The organism is Pseudomonas sp. E315, from assembly GCF_055406205.1.
Genome location: NZ_JBUZPJ010000016.1, coordinates 56,885 through 78,997, shown reverse-complemented (window position 1 = coordinate 78,997; position 22,113 = coordinate 56,885). Strand labels below are relative to the sequence as shown.

At 58.6% G+C, this 22,113-nt stretch carries 10 protein-coding genes; 5 read left to right on the top strand and 5 right to left on the bottom strand.

Going from position 1 to position 22,113, the window contains the following annotated elements; all coding sequences use genetic code 11:
* Positions 1–140: 140 nt before the first annotated feature.
* Complete coding sequence (locus tag ACZRJQ_RS19325) at positions 141–311, top strand: hypothetical protein (protein WP_463979930.1); 171 nt, start codon at positions 141–143, stop codon at positions 309–311.
* Between the two features lie 309 nt (positions 312–620).
* On the opposite strand, the gene ACZRJQ_RS19320 is transcribed toward ACZRJQ_RS19325, so the two are convergent.
* From ACZRJQ_RS19320 to ACZRJQ_RS19305, 4 genes are all read right to left on the bottom strand, one after another.
* A complete protein-coding gene (locus tag ACZRJQ_RS19320; RefSeq protein ID WP_463979929.1) occupies positions 621–842 on the bottom strand; it encodes an MbtH family protein in 222 nt (73 codons plus the stop codon).
* An 82-nt stretch (positions 843–924) separates the two neighbouring features.
* Entirely contained in the window at positions 925–2,322 is a 1,398-nt protein-coding gene (locus ACZRJQ_RS19315) for a diaminobutyrate--2-oxoglutarate transaminase (RefSeq protein ID WP_463979928.1), read from the bottom strand.
* 524 nt (positions 2,323–2,846) lie between these two features.
* Positions 2,847–4,178: an ATP-binding protein gene (locus ACZRJQ_RS19310; RefSeq protein ID WP_463979927.1), complete on the bottom strand. Its 1,332-nt coding sequence runs from the start codon at positions 4,176–4,178 to the stop codon at positions 2,847–2,849.
* Entirely contained in the window at positions 4,175–4,855 is a 681-nt protein-coding gene (locus ACZRJQ_RS19305) for a response regulator (protein ID WP_463979926.1), read from the bottom strand. The genes ACZRJQ_RS19310 and ACZRJQ_RS19305 overlap by 4 nt, the downstream gene beginning before the upstream one ends.
* 161 nt (positions 4,856–5,016) lie before the next feature.
* On the opposite strand from ACZRJQ_RS19305, the gene dsbD reads away from it, so the two are divergent.
* The 4 genes from dsbD to ACZRJQ_RS19285 all read left to right on the top strand — a co-directional run bounded on the left by dsbD (position 5,017) and on the right by ACZRJQ_RS19285 (position 9,026).
* Positions 5,017–6,756, top strand: a complete 1,740-nt coding sequence (gene dsbD / locus ACZRJQ_RS19300; RefSeq protein ID WP_463979925.1) for a protein-disulfide reductase DsbD — start codon at positions 5,017–5,019, stop codon at positions 6,754–6,756.
* Positions 6,757–7,629 (top strand): TlpA family protein disulfide reductase, encoded by an 873-nt coding sequence (locus tag ACZRJQ_RS19295; protein WP_463979924.1) that lies wholly within the window; start codon positions 6,757–6,759, stop codon positions 7,627–7,629.
* Positions 7,608–8,384, top strand: coding sequence for a thiol:disulfide interchange protein DsbG (gene dsbG, locus ACZRJQ_RS19290; RefSeq protein WP_463979923.1), 777 nt, complete (start codon positions 7,608–7,610; stop codon positions 8,382–8,384). The genes ACZRJQ_RS19295 and dsbG overlap by 22 nt, the downstream gene beginning before the upstream one ends.
* Before the next feature lie 132 nt (positions 8,385–8,516).
* Positions 8,517–9,026: a hypothetical protein gene (locus ACZRJQ_RS19285; protein ID WP_463979922.1), complete on the top strand. Its 510-nt coding sequence runs from the start codon at positions 8,517–8,519 to the stop codon at positions 9,024–9,026.
* 40 nt (positions 9,027–9,066) lie between these two features.
* On the opposite strand, the gene ACZRJQ_RS19280 is transcribed toward ACZRJQ_RS19285, so the two are convergent.
* Positions 9,067–22,080 (bottom strand): non-ribosomal peptide synthetase, encoded by a 13,014-nt coding sequence (locus ACZRJQ_RS19280; RefSeq protein WP_463979921.1) that lies wholly within the window; start codon positions 22,078–22,080, stop codon positions 9,067–9,069.
* Positions 22,081–22,113: the final 33 nt, after the last annotated feature.

The following is a 22,113-nucleotide window of genomic DNA, read 5'->3' as shown; positions in this document are numbered from 1 at the left end:
TCGCTGCGCTCAGGTTCCCTCATTCCATCGCCGCTCCATGGGTCGCGCCGTACGGGCATCCATGCCCTACAGCGCTAACCCGGCTCCTGCCGGGTTACCCACTACGCAACGATTCCATTCGGCCGGCTGGAAAGGGGCTTTTGAGCCGGCTGGAATATTGGGTGGCCGCAGTTGGTTTTTTAAATCAAAAGCACTTCTGCACTTCTGCTCCTGCTTTGGCTTTGGCTTTGGCTTTGGCTTTGGCTTTGGCTTTGGCTTTGGCTTTGGCTTTGGCTTTTGATCTTCAGGCCCCTTCGGGAGGCCGAGTGTAGGTTTTGCGCAGTGGGACTCCCGGCAGGAAGCCGGGAGAGCCGTGTAGGGCCAAGGATGGCCCGTCACGGCGTGCCCACGCAGCGGAACTGGAGCGAGGGAACCTGAGCGCAGCGAAGGCCGAACGCTGGGGCAAGGCCTTTTTGGTTCCTTTTGGGGCTGTTTGCCAAAAGGGACCCGCCGTAAGGGCGGAACCTGTAGAAGCCGTTGCGCACCCAATGGATATGTACCCAGACCAATCAAAAGATCAAAAGATCAAAAGATCGCAGCCTTCCCTGAGCCCCATCCAAAACGCCCAACACAACCCCAGATTAAGGAGCCACCACCGCATCCATCTTCTGACGCAGGCTCAAAGGTCGCATGTCTGTCCAGACTTCTTCGATATAGGCCAAACACTCAGGCTTGAGACCACTTTTACCCACCGTGCGCCAACCGTTGGGAATCGCTTTGTAATCAGGCCAAATCGAGTACTGATCTTCGTGGTTGACCACCACCTGAAAAAGAATGTCGTCTCGGTCAAATACTGAACTCATGGGTGAGTCTCCGTCGTTGTGAACCGGCTGCGCGATCACGCGCAGCAGGGGTATAAAACAAACGATTGATGGGCCTCAGGAATTAGCGCCCGGCCGTGGCTGCCGCCAATGCGTTGCCAAAAATAGCGGCAACCTGGTCAATCTCGCTGGCGGTAATCACCAGCGGCGGCAAGAAGCGCACGACGCTGCCTTGGCGGCCACCCAACTCAAGAATCAGCCCGCGCTTGAGGCATTCTCTCTGCACCCGAGGCGCCAATTGGGCAAACACTGGCGGATGACCCAAAGCGTCGGGCTTGCCGGTTGGGTCAACCAGCTCCACACCCAGCATCAAACCGCGACCTCGAATATCCCCCAACTGCGGGAAATCACGTTGCAGCATGCGCAAATGCTCACTCAATCGCTCGCCCATCGCCGCAGCATGCTCGGCCACGTTGTGTTGCTTGAGGTAGCGCATCACCGCAGATCCGGCGGCCATTGCCATTTGATTTCCGCGAAAGGTGCCCGCATGGGCGCCCGGCAACCAGGTATCGAGCCATTCGCGATACACCACCACAGCCAACGGCAGGCTGCCACCGATTGCTTTGGACAGCACCACTACGTCCGGGATGATGCCCGCATGCTCAAAGGCGAACATCTTGCCAGTGCGAGCGAAGCCACTCTGGATTTCATCAACAATCAACGCCACACCGGCTTGCTCGGTGATACGTCGCAGGCCACGCAGCCAGTCCAGATCAGCCGGGATCACCCCGCCCTCGCCCTGCACCACTTCCACGATGACCGCAGCAGGTAACTGCACCCCGGCTTCCGGGTCGCTGAACAGGTTCTCAAGGTAGTGCAAATTGGCTTGCACCCCTTGCTTGCCGCCCAGCCCAAACGGGCAGCGATAGTCATACGGGTACGGCATAAATTGCACGCCATTGCTGAGCAACGCGGCGATGGGTTTTTTCGGCCCCAGGCTGCCCATCAGGCTCAACGCACCTTGGCTCATGCCGTGATAACCGCCCTGAAACGACACAATGGTCGTGCGCCCAGTCGCCGTGCGCACCAGTTTCAAGGCAGCTTCTACCGCATCAGTACCGGTAGGGCCGCAGAACTGGATTTTTGCTTCGCTGGCCAATGCAGGCGGCAGCAGGCCAAACAGGTCTTGAACAAACTGATCTTTGACCGGTGTGGTCAGGTCTAGGGTGTGCAGGGGCAGCTCGTCAGCCAGCACTTGCTGAATGGCCTCGATAACCACCGAGTGGTTATGCCCAAGCGCCAATGTACCCGCACCGGCCAGGCAGTCGATGAAGCGTCGACCTTCAACGTCTTCCACGTAAATACCTTTGGCCCGCTTGAGCGCTATAGGAATGCGTCGCGGGTAGCTGCGCGCATTAGATTCCTGACGACTTTGGCGGGCCAGCAGAGGGGATTCTTCGAATTCATAAAGCGTTTCGGCCTGAGCCGAGGGGTCTTCGACAAGACGGGTAGCGACTGACATTTGCGGGGCCCTCAATATGCGGATGAGATTGACCAAAACGTTGCTGTTTTGGAAACGCATCAGAGCCTCGGGGATTTAGAGCATAGAGACGATTAACCTGCTGTAAACGCCAAAAAATGAGCTGTCTATTTGAAAATACTTGGCCTATAAAAAGCCCAGCTTTCAAATTTAGCTTTTTTGGCAACTGCACAACTTCTGCGTACGCAAATGTGTAAATACTGCGGGTAAATGACTCCAAGTCGCGGTTTACGCCCTCTACAGCCCGGTGACGGCTTCTCCCAGAGTTATCGCAACCAACTTCAGGCCACCCCGAGGGACCGCCCTGTCAAAGGCATTGTCAAATCCTTCCTCGTCACCGACGGCTGTCGTGTCACTGACCGCCTTGCTGGGAGAGCGTAATGTTATCGGGGCCAGCGTGGTATTGCCTTTACCTTCAACGACAAAGAGGCCGTAGCAGCCCTTAGGAGTGCCCCCTGCGCAATGTACCTGCGCCCCTTGAACTGCGCATGACCACAGCAGCCTCCCTATAAAGTTGTAACTTGCAGCGGCATGCGCAACTGGGCGCGTAGGCCGTCTGGCTGGCTGTCGAATGTCAGTTCACAGCCGCAGCGCTCAACAATGGCCTGAACAATCGCCAGCCCCAGGCCGCAACCCTTGCTGTTGCTGTTGCGCCAGAAGCGTTGAGTCATGTGTTGCAAGGTGTCGGCTGCAATGCCGGGGCCGTGGTCACGTACCGTGAACGCGACACCCGCCCCCTTGAGTTGTAGCGTTAACTCAACCTCAGTGTCTGCTGGGGTATGACGCAATGCGTTGTCCAACAAGTTGCGTAACGCAGCAATGGCCAAGACCGAAGGCACGGCCAGTGGCGTGGTTGGCAGATCGTCAGGCACGTGTAAGTGGATGCGGTCTCGGCCGCTATAAGCCGTATCGTGGATGGCCAGTTGCGCCACCTGCTCAGCCGAGCAGTTAACTCCGTCGTCAAACGACAAACTGCCTTCCACCCGCGCCAGCAATAACAGTTGTTCAAGGGTGCGGTGCAAGCGATCAGCGCCCGCTTCGGCATGGGCCAGCGATTGTTCACGAGCCTCACCCTGCGTCATGCGGGCCACTTGCAGGTGCGTTTTGATCGCTGTCAGCGGGCTGCGCAGTTCATGGGCCGCATCGCCGGTCAGGCGTCGTTCGCGCTCGATGGTTTTGGCGATGCGCGCAAACAGTTGGTTCTGCGAGTCCAGCAAGGGCTTCAATTCGCTGGGCAACGGGGTTATCTGCAAGGGTTGCAACGAGTCCGCATCACGACGCATCAAAGCATCGCGCATGCGATTAAGCGGCATCAGGCCTTGGCCGATGCCCAGCCACAACAGCAATAAACACACCATCAACGCCATGCCAACAGGCACCGATGCAGCCAGTAACACCGACAAATTCAGCGCCTCGCGCTCAACCTGACGATCCGCTGTGGTAATGCGCACATCACCGCGATCCAGTGTGAAGGTGCGCCAAGCAGCACCATCAATCATCTGGTCATGAAAACCGGCGGCCAACGATTGCATCGGCTGCTCAGGATTGTTGTGACTGCGGGCCAACACCTCACCGCGCAACGAGCTGACTTGGCAGGCCATACCGCCCGGAATGGTCAACTGCTCGGCATTGAAGTGAGTGCCCTCGCCTTTCACCGGCAGTTGCGGCAATTGCTCCAGCAAGCCCGCCACCATGCGGGCAGATGCCACCAATCGCTGGTCGAGGGAAAACATCATTTGCTGACGCAGGTCGCTCAGCATCCACGCGGCGGCCAGCACCCAAATCAGGATAAACGCCGAGCCGATGGTCAGGCTTAAACGCAGGCGCAGGCTCATCATGGGTTGGGCTCTGGACCATCGGCAGGGCCAAGGCGATAACCCAGACCGCGCACGGTTTCAACGATGCCATTGCCCAGCTTGCGCCGCAGGTGATGAATATGAACGTTCAGGGCGTTGCTCTCCAGTTCGTCGCCAAAACCGTAGATGCTGTCCTTGAGTTGTTCGCTGGATAACACCCGGCCTCGGTTGTGCAGCAAGGCTTGCAGCAGCGCTTGCTCGCGGCGGGATAAGTCCACGGGTTGACCGCCTAGCAGCGTGACACGACTGCTGGGGTCATAACTCAATGAGCCGTGCTCAATCAGGTTAACGCTGCGCCCCGCTACCCGGCGCAATAAGGTGTGCAAACGGGCAGCAAGTTCGCGCAAGTCGAACGGCTTGAGTAAGTAGTCATCTGCTCCGGCTTGCAAGCCATCTACGCGGTCGGTGACGGAGTCTCGCGCGGTCAAAATCAGCACCGGCAGTTCAAAACCTTGCTGACGCAACTGTTGCAGCAATTTGAGGCCATCTTCGTCGGGCAGCCCCAAATCGAGCACCATCACATCAAACTCTGCCACTTTGAGCATGGCTCGCGCCGCACTGGCAGTGTTCACATGCTCGACGGTCATACCCTGAGCTGTCAGCCCGGCCACAATGCCGCTGGCAATCAGTTCATCGTCTTCGCAAACCAGTACGTGCATGCTGATACCCGCGTAAATATGCCGATTAAAGAGTGATGAGATTAAGGGCCGATTATGCCGCGACCCGGCTGATAGTAAGCCAGCTTGCGGCGCATCGGTTAATGATCGGTTAATCGCACACTCGCACTGTTGCGCCACTTGTATTTGCCCAAGGTTCACTCATGCGTCTTCTGATTACCCTGCTACTGGCCTGTGTTGCCGGTCTGGCTCAGGCCCAGACCGCCGGCGACCCCTTCGCCCAAGCTGATTTCTTGCCCGCTAACAAAGCATTTGTGTTCAGCAGTGAGGCCTTGGCATCAGGCGAAACCCGTCTGCACTGGACAATCGCCGACCGCTACTACCTGTATCAGAAGCGCTTCAAATTTGACGGGCTGGACGCTGCCCACCAGCCCGCGTTGCCTCAAGGGCAAGCGCACAGCGACGAGTTTTTTGGTGCCACCCAGGTGTACCGCCAGAGTGTTGAGTTGCTAATTCCCGCTGGCGCCAGCGGGCAAGTCAAAGTGAGCTGGCAGGGCTGCGCCGATGCGGGGTTGTGCTACCCGCCACAAAGCCAGATCGTAGAGTTAGGCGGCAACGCGCCTGTTGCAGCTCAAGCGCAAGCACAAGACCAGTCACTGGCAGCCAGTTTGCAGCAACGCTCTTTGGGCTGGAGTTTGTTGCTGTTCTTCGGCTTAGGGCTGCTGCTGGCGTTCACCCCCTGCTCACTGCCGATGTTGCCCATTCTGGCAGGGCTAGTGGTCGGCAGTGGCGCCAGCGCCGGGCGCGGCTTTGCGGTCGCAGGCAGTTACGTGATCAGCATGGCGTTGGTGTATGCAGGTCTGGGCGTTTTAGCCGCCCTGTTGGGTGCCAACTTGCAAGCGTTGCTGCAACAGCCATGGTTACTGGGCAGTTTCGCCGCGTTGTTCGTGGTGCTGTCGCTGCCGATGTTCGGCTTTTTTGAATTGCAATTACCTCCGGCCCTGCGTGACCGCCTTGAAACAGCCGGGCGTGGACGCAAAGGCGGCAGCGTGCTGGGTGCAGGTATCCTAGGTGCGTTGTCGGGCTTGCTGGTTGGCCCGTGCATGACCGCACCGTTGGCGGGCGCTCTGCTTTACATCGCCCAAAGTGGTAACGCGATTGAAGGCGGCTTGGTGTTGTTTGTGATGGGCATCGGGATAGGTATGCCGTTGTTGCTACTGGTGACCGTCGGCAGTCGCTTGCTACCTAAGCCCGGCGCGTGGATGAACCTGATGAAAGGCCTGTTTGGCTTCCTGTTCCTGGGCACCGCGGTGCTGTTGATTCGGCCGGTTTTGGACGAATCGTTGTGGGTGGGCCTCTGGGGCGTGCTGCTGATCATTTTGGCCAGCTCTGTGTGGCTGAGTGCGCAAACAGCACGGCGCGCCAAAGCATTGTTCACGTCATTAAGCCTGTTGGCAGGTCTATGGGGCAGCGCCTTGTTGGTGGGCGCCGCTGGCGGTGGCACCGAGCTGTGGCAACCCTTGCAGGTGTACACCGCCAAAACGGTAGCGGGCAGCAGCTCCAGCACTGCGCATGATGCTTTTATCACCCTCAAAGACCCCGCCAGCCTGGAGCAGGAACTGGCCAGTGCCCAGGCGCAGGGCCAATGGGTGTTGCTCGATTACTACGCTGACTGGTGTGTGTCATGCAAAGTCATGGAGAAGCAAGTGTTCGCCAAACCTCAGGTTATGCAGGCCTTACAAGACGTACGCCTGTTGCGTCTTGACGTGACCGCCGATACTGTCGCCAGCCGCGAATTGCTCAGCCGCTATCAAGTCCCCGGCCCGCCCAGTTTCATCTGGATTGGCCCCAATGGCGTCGAACGTCGCGGGCAGCGGATCACCGGCGAAGTTAACGCCGAGACTTTTTTAAACAACTGGAACGTCACTCGGGAAACCCCTTAAATGCTCACCCTGACCATCGGTTCGTTTGCCTTGGCCATTAACCACCTGCTGTTGATACTGGCCCTCGCCTTGGCGACGCTGGTGGGTTGGCGGGTAGCCAAACGTGGCGGCGAAAACCCTGAGTCAGTGCTGTTCAGCCTGTTTTTACTGGGGCTGCTCGCCGCACGCGTCGGTTTTGTGATCGCCTATTGGCGCTACTTTCAAAACACGCCCCTGAAAATGCTCGATTTGCGCGATGGTGGTTTCCTGATCTGGCCAGGGTTACTGGCTGTGGTGCTGGGGGCCGTGATATGGGGCTGGAAACGTGCGGGGTTACGTCGCCCTTTGGGGTGGGGCTTGTTCAGCGGGCTGGCGTTTTGGTTACTGGCCAGCGTGTCTTCCAACCTCTACGAGCAAGGCACCCGATTACCCGAATTGGTATTGCGCAACGCCAGTGGCGAGTCAGTGCAACTGAGCAGCTATCAAGGCGGTCCCTTGGTGATCAACCTGTGGGCCACTTGGTGCCCGCCTTGTCGTCGAGAAATGCCTGTGCTGCAACAGGCGCAAAACCAGCATCAGAACGTGACCTTTCTGTTCGTCAATCAAGGCGAGAGCATGCAAAGCGTCAGCACCTTCCTCGAAACCCAAGGGCTTAACCTAAGCAACGTATTGTTCGACAGCGGCGGCCAACTGGCACAAAAAGTCGGATCTATGGCCCTGCCAACCACCCTTTTCTATAACGCTGAAGGTCGCTTGTTAGCCAGCCATTTGGGCGAGCTATCAGAAGCCAGTCTGGCACGCGCACTTGAAAGCTTTGATCAACACAACTCAATGTCGGCTCAACAGGCCGACCCTGCAAGGAATTCAAAAACATGTTTAACCGCACTCTGTTAAACCTGAGCATGACCACCCTGCTTGGCGCAGCCTTGTTGCAATCAGCTGTTGTACACGCCGAAGAATTGCCTGCTGCAATCCAGAAAATCGAGGCCAAGGGTGCAAAGGTGATGGGCAGCTTCGACGCCCCAAGCGGTATGCGCGGGTACGCCGCGCAGTATCAAAACCGAGGCATGGCCTTGTACCTGACTGCGGACGGCAAGAGCGTGATCGTCGGTAATCTGTATGACGCTGAGGGCAATGACCTGAGCCTGGCGCCTCTACAAAAACTGGTTTACGAACCGATGGCCAAGCAAGTGTGGGCCAATTTTGAAAAGAGCAACTGGATCGCCGATGGCAACAAAGATGCACCGCGTATCGTTTATCTGTTCAGCGACCCAAACTGCCCGTACTGCAACATGTTCTGGGAGCAGGCGCGCCCTTGGGTAGAGGCAGGCAAAGTGCAACTACGCCATATCATGGTGGGCATCATCCGCGAAGACAGTCCGGCAAAATCTGCAGCGCTGCTAGCAGCCTCAGACCCGCAAAAAGCCCTGCATGATCACGAAAAAGCGGGCAAAAGCAGTGCCCTCAAACCACTGAACAAGATTCCGGCCAACATTCAAACCAAGCTTGATGCCAACGCACAACTGATGGTTGACCTAGACGTGTCCGCCACCCCGGCCATTTTCTACCTCGACGAACAAGGCAACCTGCAACAGCAACAAGGCGCGCCGTCGCCGGACAAATTGGTGAAAATTTTGGGGCCGAAGTAATCATTGCTTTCTGACAACACTTACCCACTCGTCGCTACTGGTATTTCTATCAGTAGCGACACACATTGAACAATTTCATAGTGGTTGTGACACATCGCGCACCTTGATTCGCATTAATTGAGGAACACCTCTGTGAAACAAACACCATCGTCGACGGGCAAAAAAACAAAACAGGCGAACCCTAACTTCGTCCCAAATGGCGATTTCGAAACAGGAGTATTAGCGCCCTGGAAAATAAACATGGGCCAAGTGGATGTCGTGCAGTACGCCGGTAGCTGGCACGCCAAAGTCGGGGCGTACATTGAAAATGGCCATAGCATCTTCAACTCCGCTGACGTCGGGCCAGGACACTATACATTTGGTCTAAGTTGCATTGCCCCAGACAACGCATCTCTAGATCCAGAACTACGGCCTGTAGTGGCTTGGACGTGTCTCTATCAAACACTAGAACTCAATGGTGCTGTCATCGTAAGCCAAGGAGTTGGAGTCATTGGTTCAAGAACAAAGACCTTTGAGAGCAAGTTTGATATCCCGCAAGGGGTTCGTTCTTTATACATAGCCATCGCCCTTTCCGGTGATGCCGATGGCCTTATGGGCCCGTCCTATCTCGACAATGTCTATCTCATCAAATCAGACGAATAACCTGATGCCGCCGTGACACTCCAGCCACGGCGGCATTCGTTTATAAGCCCTCTAACTCTGCCATCAGATCACTCAACCGATCGACTTTTTCCTCGTTGATTTCGCTGCTTTGCAACCCCTCGATGTACAGCGCCAGTTCTTCAACACAACTGCATTCGAACATTGCCCGCAGCGGTACGTTGCGCTGCAAAACCTTCTGCACCCGTGAGGCGATTTGGGTGGCCAGCAGCGAGTGTCCGCCCAGCTCAAAGAAGTTATCCCTAATGCCCACCTGCTCAACGTTGAGCACCTGCGCCCAAATATCGGCCAAGGTGTGTTCCAGCTCGGTGCGCGGCGCTAGGTAGCCGTTGCGCTGTAGTTGGCCAATTGCGACCTCAGGCAGCGCTTTGCGATCCAGTTTGCCGTTGGCATTGAGCGGCAGTTGTTCAAGCCACAGCCAATGCAACGGCACCATGTATTCGGGCAGTTGCGCACGCAGCCGCTGTTTGATCTGGTCCAACTGCTCGCTCAAGTTGAGGGCTGATTGCACAGCCACCCCATAACCCACCAGATACTTCCCGTTGGGGCCTTCTTGCACGCTGACGGCTGCGTCGCGTAAGGCCGGTTGCTCGTGAAGTCGCGCTTCGATTTCACCCAGCTCAATGCGATAACCACGGATTTTGACCTGATGGTCGATACGGCCCACGTACTCCAACACGCCATCCATACGGCGGCGCGCCAAATCCCCGGTGCGATATAAACGTTCGCCCGCAGTACCAAAAGGGCTAGGCACAAACGCTGTGGCCGTGCGCAGCGGGTCACTGACATAGCCGCGTCCAACGCCCGTGCCGGCCACACACAGCTCACCGACGGCACCCAGCGGCACGAGTTGTAACGCGCCATCGAGCAGGTATAAACGGTTGTTGTCAGTCGGCGTACCAATCGGCAAATAGCTGCCTTGGGTTGAGGCTTGATCGACGCGAAAGAACGCCACGTCATCTGAACATTCAGCCGGGCCATAGGCATTGACCAAACCCACTTCGGGGTAACGCAGCAACCATTGTTGAGCCAGTTCGGGAGGCATTGCCTCGCCTGTTGGCAGCATCCAGCGCAAACCGTGCAGGTGAATGCGCTCTTGCGCCAGCATGCCCTGGATCAGCGACGGCACGCTTTCGAGCACCGTGATGCCTTGTGCGTTGACATGCGCCAGCAGCGCGCTCGGATCATGGGCGACGAGGTTGGGCACAATGTCGACCCGAGCGCCAAACAGCGTAGCGGCAAGAAATTGCCACACTGAAATATCAAAGCTCTGGGAGGCCGTCTGTGCGATGACATCCGCCTCGCTCAACTGCAAATACGGCACCTTGCTCAATTGGTTATTGAGCATGCCCTGCTGCTCGACCATCACCCCTTTGGGCAGGCCGGTGGAGCCTGAGGTGTAAATCACATACGCCAGGTTATTGGGCTGGCTGTAGACCTGCAGGTTGTGCTCAGCCAGCGCAGCCGCTTGAACCTGCTCCCAGACCAGCAAGCGGGGGCGCGTCGCGCAGCCACATTCATCGAGCAAGGCTTGTGCCTGTTCATGGCACGCTTGGGTACACACCAACAACGGCGTGCGACTCAGTTCAATAATGCGATTAAGACGCGAACCTGGCAGCGTCGGGTCCAGCGGCAAGTAACCTGCCCCGGCTTTGAAACTGCCGATGATCATGCCCAGTAAGTCCAGCCCGCGTTCCGCCAACACCGCCACGGGTTGATCCAACCCAACACCCGCCTCTATCAGCGCATGGCCCAAACGGTTGCTGCGCATATTCAGTTCGTTGTAGGTCCAGCGCTGATCCAGGCAACTGGCGGCAATGCGTTGCGGATGCGCCACAACCTGCGCCTCAAACAGCTCGGCGTAGCTGTGTTGCAGCGGGTATTCACGCTGGCTCTGATTACAGCCCTCAATCAAAAATTGTTGCTCGCCGGCACCCAACAATGGCAGCTCGGCCATGTCGCCATTGAGGCCGTCCATCAAGGCCAACAACAAGCGTTTAAACTCACTCAGCAGGCGTTCCACACTGCTGTGCTCAAAGAAGCGCTGGTCATAAGACAGGTGCAAACCAAGGTCATCGCCGGGATAACACACAGCCGTTAACGGGAAGTTGGTGTGAGTACGCCCCGAGTCCGAGGTGGCATTCAGGCTTTGCGCACGATCAAGTACCGACATGTCCACTGGCGCGTTTTCAAACACAAACAAGCTGTCAAACAGCGGTTGGCCTTTGGGCAGTTCGCTGCGTTCTTGAATCGCCACCAACGGCAAGTATTCGTACTCACGCAGTTCCATGTTGCGTTCAAGCAAATCGCTCAGCCACTGGCGCACACTCAGGGCCTGACCGTCATCCGGCATGCGCACACGCAACGCCACGCTGTTGATAAACAGCCCAACGGTACGTTGCATCTGCGGCAACTCGACCGGACGCCCCGCCACAGTCACGCCAAACAACACGTCGCGCTCCCCGCTAAACCGGCGCAGCACCAACGCCCACGCCGCTTGCGCAAAGGTGTTGATGGTCAGCTTGTGCTGTTGCGCCAGTTCACGCAGCCGCACGCCATCGCACGCCTCAAGTCGGGTGTAGCAATCCCCCACCAACATGCCACCACTTTGGCCTGCATGCTCGCGCAAAAACGGTCGGTCACTGGGGATATACGTGGTGTGTTCAAAACCTTGCAGGTTGCGCTGCCACCAGTCGTTGGCCTGTTGCAAGTTTTGCTGTTGCAGCCAACCGATGTAATCGCGATAGCGCGGCGGCGTGCTCAGTTGCGGGCTGCGGCTCTCGCCCAGCGCGCTGTAAATTTCGAAAAAATCGCTCATCAGCAGCGAGCGACACCAAGCGTCAATCAGGATGTGGTGGTTGCTCATCATGAACCAGTAACGCGCTTGGCCCAGACGAATCAGGCGCAGGTGGAACGGAGCTTGGCTCAACAAATCAAACCCCGCTTCACGCTCGCGTTTGAGCAACGCCTGCAAGCGCTCTTCGTGGCCGTCTTCGGGCTCGGCGCTCCAGTCCAGATAATCAACCGCCGTGCTGCCTGGGCGATGGATGATTTGCAGCATGTCCTCCCCCACGTTCCAGCAGAACGAGGCACGCAGGGCTTCATGCCGAGCGACCACCGCCTGCCAAGCCTGAGCAAAACGCTGTGGGTCGAGCACGCTGTTAATGCGATAACGATCCTGCATGTAATACAGCCCCGTACCCGGCTCCAGCAGGGTATGCAGCAGCATGCCCTCTTGCATCGGGGTCATCGGGTACACGTCTTCAATATGCCCAGCGGCCACAGGCAAGGCATCGAGCTGCGCTTGAGTGAGCTTGGCCAACGGGAAGTCAGACGGCGTGAGGCCTCCCGCTTCGGGGCTCACGCAATGCTCGATCAGGCTTTGCAGTTCGACCTGATAAGCCTTGGCTAACGCTTCAATGCTTTGCGGGTTGTAGCGCTCGGCACTGAAGGTCCAGCGCAACACCAACTCGCCGCCATAGACCTGACTGTCGATGCTCAACTCGTTAGGCAATGGCGCCTGTGGATCATGGGCCGCGCCCACCGGCTCATCCAATGGCCGAAACAGTGCGTCACTGGCAAAGCTTTGGTCAAACTGACCAAGGTAATTGAACGTAATCGGCGCTTGCGGCAAGCATGCCAGTGCCTCACGCGTGGCGCTGTCAGTGAGGTAGCGCAACACGCCGTAACCCAGCCCTTTGTGCGGCACGGCGCGCAATTGCTCTTTGATGGCCTTGATTGAAGCGCCCTGCTCGTTCGAGGTCGACGGGGTCAAACGCAACGGATAAGCGCTGGTGAACCAGCCGACAGTGCGCGTCAGATCGATCTCGTCAAACATCGTTTCGCGACCGTGCCCTTCCAGTTGAACCAGCGTCGAAGCCTGCCCCGTCCAACGGCATATCACCCGCGCCAGCGCAGTTAACAGCAAGTCATTGACCTGCGTGCGGTAAGCGCTCGGCGCGTGTTGCAGCAGTTGGCGCGTGTGCTCGGCGCTCAAACTCACACTGACCGTTTGCCCATGCAGGTTTTGCCGTGCGCCCTGCGGGTGATCGCAGGGTAACTCGGCGTCGGGGCCAATAAGTTGCTGCTGCCACAGGCCAAGTTCTTGGCGCAATGAATCGCTGCTCGCATAGGCTTGTAAACGCGTCGCCCACGCTCGCAAGGCGCTGGTTTTACTCGCCAGTTTGGCGGGTTGTTGCGCAGCCAGTTGGTGATACACCGTTTGTAAATCTTCAAGCAACACTCGCCAGGACACACCGTCCACGGCCACGTGATGAATCACCAACAGCAAGCGCTGTTTGTCGTGCGGGCCATCTACCAGCACGGCGCGCAACAGGGGGCCGTGTTGCAAGTCAAGGCTGCGCTGGGCGTCGGAAAACAACGCGGTGCATTGCTGAGCGTCCAATTGCGTCGCGTGCCATAACAGAGTTTGATCAGTGGGTGCGCGGTACTGCGCGCGCCACGTCCCGCCTGTTTGCTCAACACTCAAACGCAAGGCGTCGTGATGTTCCAGCAACACCTGCAAGGCTGTTTCGAGCAACAACGGATCAAGCTGCTGAGTGGGCTCAAGCAACAACGATTGATTCCAGTGCTCACGGTGCGGCATATCGGTTTCGAAGAACCAGTGCTGAATGGGCGTCAGGGGCGTCTCGCCGCTGAGCACACCTTGCTCGGCGTGGGTCTGTTCGGTGCGCGTGGCAATACTGGCCAGTGCCTGCACCGTTTGGTGCTGAAACACGTCACGCGGGCTGAAATGAATGCCCAACTGCCGGGCTCGGCTGACCACTTGAATCGACAGAATCGAGTCGCCGCCCAGTTCGAAGAAGTTGTCGTTCAGCCCCACTTGAGTGAGGTTTAGCACCTCACACCAAACGCCCACCAAGCTCTGCTCTAAAGGGGTGCTGGGGGCCACATAGTGTTGGCGATTAAGCTCGGGGTCGGGCGCGGGCAAAGCGCGGCGATCCAGCTTACCGTTGGCGGTCAGTGGCATGCTGGTCAGCAGGACCAGGTGCGCGGGCACCATGTAGTCCGGCAGTTGCGCGTTGAGCTGAGCCTTGAGCGCTTCACGCAACAGGGCCTGTTGCGCGGCCTCTTGCTGCGCGGCATCACACACCAGATACGCCGCCAATTGCTTACCGCCCGGCATGTCCAGTGCCAGCACCACCGCCTCGCGCACCTGCGGGTGCGCCAACAAATGGGTTTCAATTTCGCCCAGCTCGATGCGAAAACCCCGGATTTTCACTTGATGGTCAATTCGCCCCACGTACTCAACCAGGCCATCGGCACGCTGCCGTACCCAGTCCCCCGTGCGGTAAAGGCGCCCACCCGTCAATGCGAAAGGGTCAGCGACAAAGCGTTCAGCGGTCATGCCCGGGCGCTGGTGATAGCCCTGCGCCAAACCGGCGCCGCCGATGTACAACTCACCCGTGGCGCCTTGCGGCACCAACGCCAGATCAGCGTCGAGAATGTACGCCACTCGCGCCCCAATCACTTGCCCGATGGGCACACTGGCTGCGCCCGCTTCAAGCTGCTCGGGCACCTGACTGGCCAGCGGCATCACCACCGTCTCGGTCGGCCCATACGCGTTAAAAAACACACTCGGCCTGAAAGCTTCACGAATACGCTGCACATGCTCGCCCGTCAGCGCTTCGCCACCGGTGATGCACATGCGCACGGGCAAGGTCTGCTGCCGGGTTGCCAGCCATTGCGCCAACTGGCTGCCATAGCTGGGGGTAAAGCCCAAAATGCTGACCTGTTGCTCGGCTATAAGCTGACAGATTTCTTCTGCGCCCCACTGTCCTTGCGCACGCAAAACCACCCGAGCACCGCACAACAACGGCACCAGTAAACGCTCGGTGGCGGCATCGAAATTGATCGAATAAAAGTGCAGCTCGCAATCGTCCGGGCGCATGCCAAAACGCTCAATCACCGCACGGCAGTGCATGGCGATTTCACCTTGGGACACCACCACGCCCTTCGGCTGGCCAGTGGAGCCTGAGGTGTAAATCAGGTACGCCTGATGTTGCGCCAGACTGATAAAGGGCAGTTCACTCGATGGGTAAGCGTCCAACCCGGCGCCATCGTCTTCAAGACTCCAGCGCGCCACGCCTGCGGGCAGTTCGCCCAATGCGTCAAACAGCGCGTTATGACTCAACAGCAAACCGATACCGCTGTCCTGAATCATGTAATGCAAGCGTTCCAGCGGGTATTCCGGGTCCAGTGGCACATAAGCGCCACCGGCCTTGAGGATCGCCAGCAAGCCGATCACCATTTCCAGCGAGCGCTCCAGCGCCAAACCGACACGCACCTGTGGGCCAACCCCGCGTTCGCGCAGCATCCAGGCCAGACGATTGGCGCTATTGTCGAGTTCGGCATAACTCAGGTGTTGCCCGGCAAAAGTCAGGGCAATGGCCTCAGGGCGCAGACGCGCTTGCTCGGCAAACAACGTATGAACGCACAGGTCAAGGTTGTGCTCAGCGCTCGAAGGAGCCATGCCATCAAGCAGCACCTGTTGCTCGTGCGGGCTCATTAATGCCAGTTCGCTTAAGCGCTGTTGCGGGTCGCCCAAGAGCGCCTCAAGCAAATTGCGCCAGTGATCGGCCATTTTGGCGATGCGCGGCTCATCAAACAGGTCAGTGCTGTAGGTCAGGCAGCAACCAAGTCGGTGATCCAGATCGGTCACTTCCAGATTGAGGTCGAACTTGGTGGCCCGTGCATCATTAGCCAAAAACTCAACAGTCATGCCCGCCAACTGACGACGCTGCTGGAACTCCCAGCGCTGCACGTTGCACATCACCTGAAACAGAGGGTTGTAAGCGGCGCTGCGCGGGGGTTGCAGCGCCTCAACCAAATGGTCGAATGGCAAGTCTTGATGGGACTGGCCTTCGATCACGGTCTGGCGCACTTGCTCAATCAATTGGCCGACGCGCATTTGCCCGTCCAGCTCGCAGCGCAGCACTTGGGTATTCAGAAACGCCCCAATCAGCCCTTCGCTTTCAGGGCGGATCCGATTGGCCACAGGCGCGCCAATGCGCAGATCGGTTTGGCCGCTGTAGCGATAGAGCAGCACAGCCAGTGTCGCGGTCATGGTCATAAACAAGGTCAGACCGTGCTCGGCGTTAAATGCCCGAACCCGTGCGGCCAGTTCGTCACTGAGGTCGAAGCGGTACAACCCGCCCTTGTGGCTTTGCACCGAAGGCCGTGGTCGGTCACTTGGCAATTCGAGCAGCGGGTGCTCGTGGCCCAATTTGGCGGTCCAGTAATCCAACTGACGCTGACGCTCGCCCGACTCCAACCACTGGCGCTGCCACACGCTGTAGTCCAGGTATTGCACCGCCAGTGGGGCCAAGGGTGACAGGCGATCATCAAGAAAGGCTTCATACAGCTCGCCCAATTCGCGGGCAAAAATATCCATCGCCCAGCCTTCGGTGACGATGTGGTGCAAGGTCAACACAAAGTAATGCTCGCGCTCCCCAGCCTTAACCATGCACGCGCGCAGTAACGGGCCGCGCTCCAAATCAAACGGGGTGTGCGCTTCATGGTCGGCCAAAGCTTGCAAGCGCTGCTCGCAGGCTGTCGGGTCAAGTGCGCTCAAATCGAGCCACGCCATGTTCAGCCCGGTTTCGCGATGGACCTTCTGACAGGCCACTCCGTTAACGCTCGGAAAGGTGGTGCGCAGGGTTTCGTGGCGCAGGATCAAGGCTTGCAATGCCGCCTCGAAGCGCCCCACATCCAACATCCCTTTGAGCCGCGCCATACCGCCGACGTTGTAGGCCGGGCTGTCGGGCTCCATTTGCCACAAAAACCACATGCGTTGCTGGGAGTACGACAGCGGCACGGGTTGGCTGCGGTCGACTAAATTGATGGCGAGCTGAGTGTTGCGCTGACCAGCTGCTTGAATCAGCGCGACTTGCTCAGCAAATGCGCCCAGCTCGCTGGCCTCAAACAAGGTGCGCAACGCCAGCTCAACGTCACAGGCTTGACGTACTCGTGAAACGATTTGCGTGGCTAACAACGAATGCCCGCCCAAGGCAAAAAAATCATCGCGCAGGCCGATTTGCGTGTGCCCCAGCACTTCTCGCCAGATCGCCGCAATACGCTGTTCAAGCTCGGTGTTGGGCTCAACATGCTCACGCACTTGCCACACAGGTTCGGGCAAGGCGCGACGATCCAGCTTACCGCTTGGGCTCAACGGCATGGCATCAAGGCGCAGTAACTGGGCGGGCACCATGTACTCCGGCAGCTCGGCGGCCAGTGCTGTTTTGAGCTGTGCGTTGTGTTCATCCTGCGCCAGCGTGCTATCGGGCGCCGTGTAATAACCGATCAATTGCGGCCCCGCCGCGGTGTCGCGAATAAGCACCGCCGCCTGTGCCACCCGGGGCTGCGCCAGCAAGCGCGCCTCAATTTCTTGCGGCTCGACGCGAAAACCGCGCAACTTGACCTGCTGATCAAGCCGCCCGAGGTATTCCAGCACGCCATCGGCGCTCCAACGCACCTGATCACCCGTGCGATACAAGCGCGCACCCGGCGCTCCCAGCGGGTCAGCGATAAAGCGCTCGGCGGTTAACCCCGGACGATCAACATAGCCACGCGCCAGCCCAATGCCCCCAATGCACAGTTCACCCGGCATGCCAGCAGGCAGCAAATTCAAATCGTTGTCGAGCACGCGGCACAGCACATTGCCCAACGGCCGACCAATTGGCGAGCGCTCGCCATCTTCGTGACGGCAATGCCAATGGGTTACGTTGATCGCCGTCTCGGTCGGGCCATAACGGTTATGCAGCTGCACGTTCGGCAACTGTTGCAACACCCGGTTGCGCAACTCGGCAGGCAAGGCCTCACCGCCCGAGAACAGTCGACGCAAACTGGCGCACTGCTGCGCCAGGGGTTCATCAATAAACAGGCGCAGCAGAGGCGGCACAAAGTGCAGCGTGGTCACGCCAAACTGCTGCACCAATTGCGCAATACGCTGCGGGTCGCGATGCTCACCCGGCCCGGCCAATATCAGGCGGCAGCCGGTTATCAGCGGCCAGAAGCACTCCCACACCGACACGTCGAAACTGATCGGCGCTTTTTGCATCAGCACGTCACTGGCATCCAGCTCATAAGTGGCTTGCATCCACTGCAAACGTTCGCTGAGGGCCTCATGGGTGTTGCCAACGCCTTTGGGCTGCCCAGTGGAGCCTGAGGTGTAAATCACATAAGCCAGGTTGTCGCCGTGTAGATGCAACCCCGGCGCATGACTCGGCCAACGGTCAAGCTTGAGGCTGTCCATAGCAATCACGCTGATGCCATCGACGCTCGGCAGGCTAGCCAGCAAATGGCTTTGGGTCAGCAACAAGGGCGCACCGCAGTCTTGCAACATGTACGCCAGACGCTCTGGCGGGTAGTCCGGGTCCAGTGGCACATAAGCGCCTCCGGCCTTGAGGATCGCCAGCAAGCCAATCAACAGATGCGGCGAACGCTCAGCCGCAATGGCCACGGGCACGTCCGGGCCGACGCCCTTATCACGTAAATAGTTGGCCAAGCGGTTGGCCTGAACGTGCAGGCTGGCAAAATCGAGACTGCCGCCGTCCCACATCAGCGCGATCTGATGGGGCGTGCGCTGTGCTTGGGCCTCAAGCAAGTTCGGTAGCCACTGTTCGGCAGGGGAGCACGGCGCTGCGCTCCACTGTTGCTGCTCACCTGATTGCTCGGATGTCAGCACATTCACGTCCGCCAAGGCCACGCTGGCGTCTGCGCACACTTGTTGCAGCAAGCTGACAAAGTGCTCGGCCAGACGCGTGATGGTGCTGCGCTCAAACAGCTCATCGGCGTAGTCAAATGACAGCTTCAACCGGCCTTGGCGGTCTTCTTCACTGTGCAGTTGCAAGTCGAACTTGGCTTCACGGCTGTGCCATTCCAGCTCCTCGGCGATCAACCCCGGCAGACGGCGCAAGGCGCTGAGATCGCGTTGTTGGTGGTTGAACATGACTTGAAACAAACCGTGCTCGCGCGCCTGAGGGAAAGCCTCGACCAGTTGCTCGAAGGGCAGGTCTTGATGGCTTTGGGCGTCCAGCGTGGTTTGGCGGATTTGGCGCACCAGCTCGGCAAAGGGCAAGCGCCCGTCCAGCTCGGCACGCAGCACCAACGTATTGATAAAGAAGCCCAGCATGGCGTGGGTTTCCTGCCGCGGTCGGTTGGCGCTGGGCACTCCCACACGAATATCGCGCTGGCCGCTGTAGCGATAGAGCACGGTTTGAAACGCGGCCAGCAGCCACATAAAGGGCGTGGCGTCGTGGGCCTGCGCGGCTTGACGCACAGCGGCACTGAGCGCCGCATCCAGTTTGACGCTGTAGCGTGCGGCGCTGCGCTGCTCGCTCAGGGGGCGCGGGTGATCAGTGGCGAGGTTGAGCACAGGGTGCTCGTCGCCCAGTTGCTGCGTCCAGTAATTGCGTTGTCGCTCAGCTTCGCCCTGCGCCAGCCATTGGCGCTGCCAAGTGCCGTAGTCGGCGTATTGCAGCTCCAGCGGCGTCAGCTCTATGGGTTGACCGAGGCACGCCGCCGCATACAAGTGCGAGAACTCTTCAATCAACAGGTTCAGTGACCAGCCATCGGCAATGATGTGGTGCATGGTCAGCAGCAGCTGATGTTCTTCATCATCCAGCTTGACCAGTGTGACCCAAAACAGCGGGCCGTTTTCCAGATCAAACTGGGTGCGTGCTTCGGCTTCACGAATCTGCTGCGCACGGGCTTCACGCTCATCGGCAGGCAGGTCACTGATGTCGATCACTTGCAGGTCAAAATCAGCCGCTTCATCGACGCGCTGCAACGCCTGACCTTCGCGTTCGTAAAAGCGCGTTCGCAATGCCTCATGACGCTCAACCAACTGCCCAAAGCTGCTGCACAAGGCGGCTTCATTCAGTTCACCACGCAGACGTAACGCGCCGGGGATGGTGTAAGCACTGCTTTGTCGGTCCAGTTGCCACATAAACCACAAGCGGTTTTGCGCCAACGATTGCGGCAGTTCGCCGTGCCGACTCAGACGCGTAATGTGACCTTGCACCTCCTCGCCGCCCGCCTGTTTCAACGCGGCTACCTGCGCGGCAAACGCACTCAGGGTGGGGGCTTCAAACAGTACGCGCAGGCTCAGTTCGAGCTTCAATTCTTCGCGCAAACGGGCGATGACCTGCGTGGCCAAAATCGAGTTACCGCCCAACAAGAAAAAGTGGTCATCGGCAGCCACTTGCTCAACCTGCAAATGTTCGCACCAGACACAGGCAATCAACGCCTCAAGCTCACTGACGCCCTGGGCCGAATCGGTTGGGGCTTGAGCCGCTGTCTCGGACGGGAACCGGGCGTAACTGTCGAGGCTGCCATCAGCCAGTCGGCTGCGACAGGCTGAACGTTGCAGCTTGCCGCTTGAGGTTTTGGGCAGCGCGCCGGGGTTGAGCAAAACCACCACGCTTGGCGCCTGCTGGTGGGCGTCGGCCACGGCTTGGCGAATAGCGTTGATCAGCGCTTCGGGCGGCAGGATTTTTTGCACGCTGCGGCTGATTTCAGCGGCAATCCCAATCCCCTCCTCACCTTTGACATTGACTGCAAACGCAGCCACCCGCCCTTTACGCACCACCTCAAGGTCTCGCTCGATGGTTTTTTCGATGTCTTGCGGGTATAAATTTTGGCCTCGCACGATCAACAGGTCTTTAAGCCGACCCGTGATGTACACCTCACCTTCGCGCATAAAGCCCAAGTCGCCGGTGCGCAACCACGTGCAGCCTTGATGCTCGACAAACGTCTGCGCGCTGGCCTCAGGGTTGCGCCAGTAACCGTGGGCAATGCTCGGCCCGCTAGCCCAGACTTCACCGACACGGTTTGGCGGTAACGGCGCAAGGCTTTGTGCATCGACAATCATGACCGCGTGCTCAGGCTGAGCCGTGCCACAACTCATTACCGGACTGCCCTCGCCCACCACAATGTGATGGTTAGCCAGCGCCAGTTCATCCACACACAAGGCTGAAATACCAGCGCCGCGCCGGCCGCCGGCAACAAACAACGTGGCTTCAGCCAAACCGTAAGACGCAAAGTAACTGTTGGCGCTAAAACCACACGCCGAAAATTTTTCAGCAAAGCGCTCAAGGGTGTCCTGACGAATGGGTTCGGAGCCCGAATAGGCCACGCGCCAGCGACTCAAGTCCAGGCCGGCTAAAGCGCTTTCACTCACTCGCTCGCTGCACAAACGATAGGCGAAGTCTGGCCCGCCGCTGATGGTGCCACCGTACTCGCTGATGGCTTCGAGCCAACGCAACGGGCGAGTCAGAAAATACGCCGGGGACATGAGCACGCAGGGTACGCCACTGAATATCGGTTGCAGCAACCCCCCAATCAGGCCCATGTCGTGATACAGCGGCAACCAACTGACAATCACGTCGTCGGGGTTGAGGTCGATCCCAAAGCCACGGCGAATCAACTGTTCGTTGGCCACAAGGTTGCCGTGGGTAACCTGCACCCCTTTGGGCAAAGCGGTCGACCCCGAGGTGTATTGCAAAAACGCCACATCGTCAGCTTGCATTGCAACGCTCTGCCACTGTTGAGCGAGGCTTGGCTCAAGTTCGTCGACACAGAGCAATGGCGGGGCCGCCGGGCCAGTCAACTCGCTCATGCCCAGCAAGGACTCACGCAAATGGCTGCTGGTCAGAAGCAGACGTGGCTCTGCGTCAGCCAAAATCGAGAGCAATCGCTCCTGATGATGACGACGCGCCGACTCCGGCGGATAAGCAGGCACTGCGATGACCCCGGCGTACAAACACCCAAAGAACGCAGCGACGTAATCCGGGCCACTGGGGAACAGTAAAACCGCACGATCGCCCACGTCAGCATTGGCTTGCAAAGCGGCGGCAATGGCGCGAGCACGCAGATCAAGGTCACGGTAGGTCAGCACATGGCTGGCATCCTGGCCCTCGGTGAGAAAGCGCAAAGCCAAGCGGTTCGGGGTCTGAGCTGCACGTTGCTGAAGGGCTTGGGCCAATGTGCCGGGGAGTTCGAACGCGTCCATCATGGGGTTTCCTGCCTGGGGTCGGCTTGAAAGAAA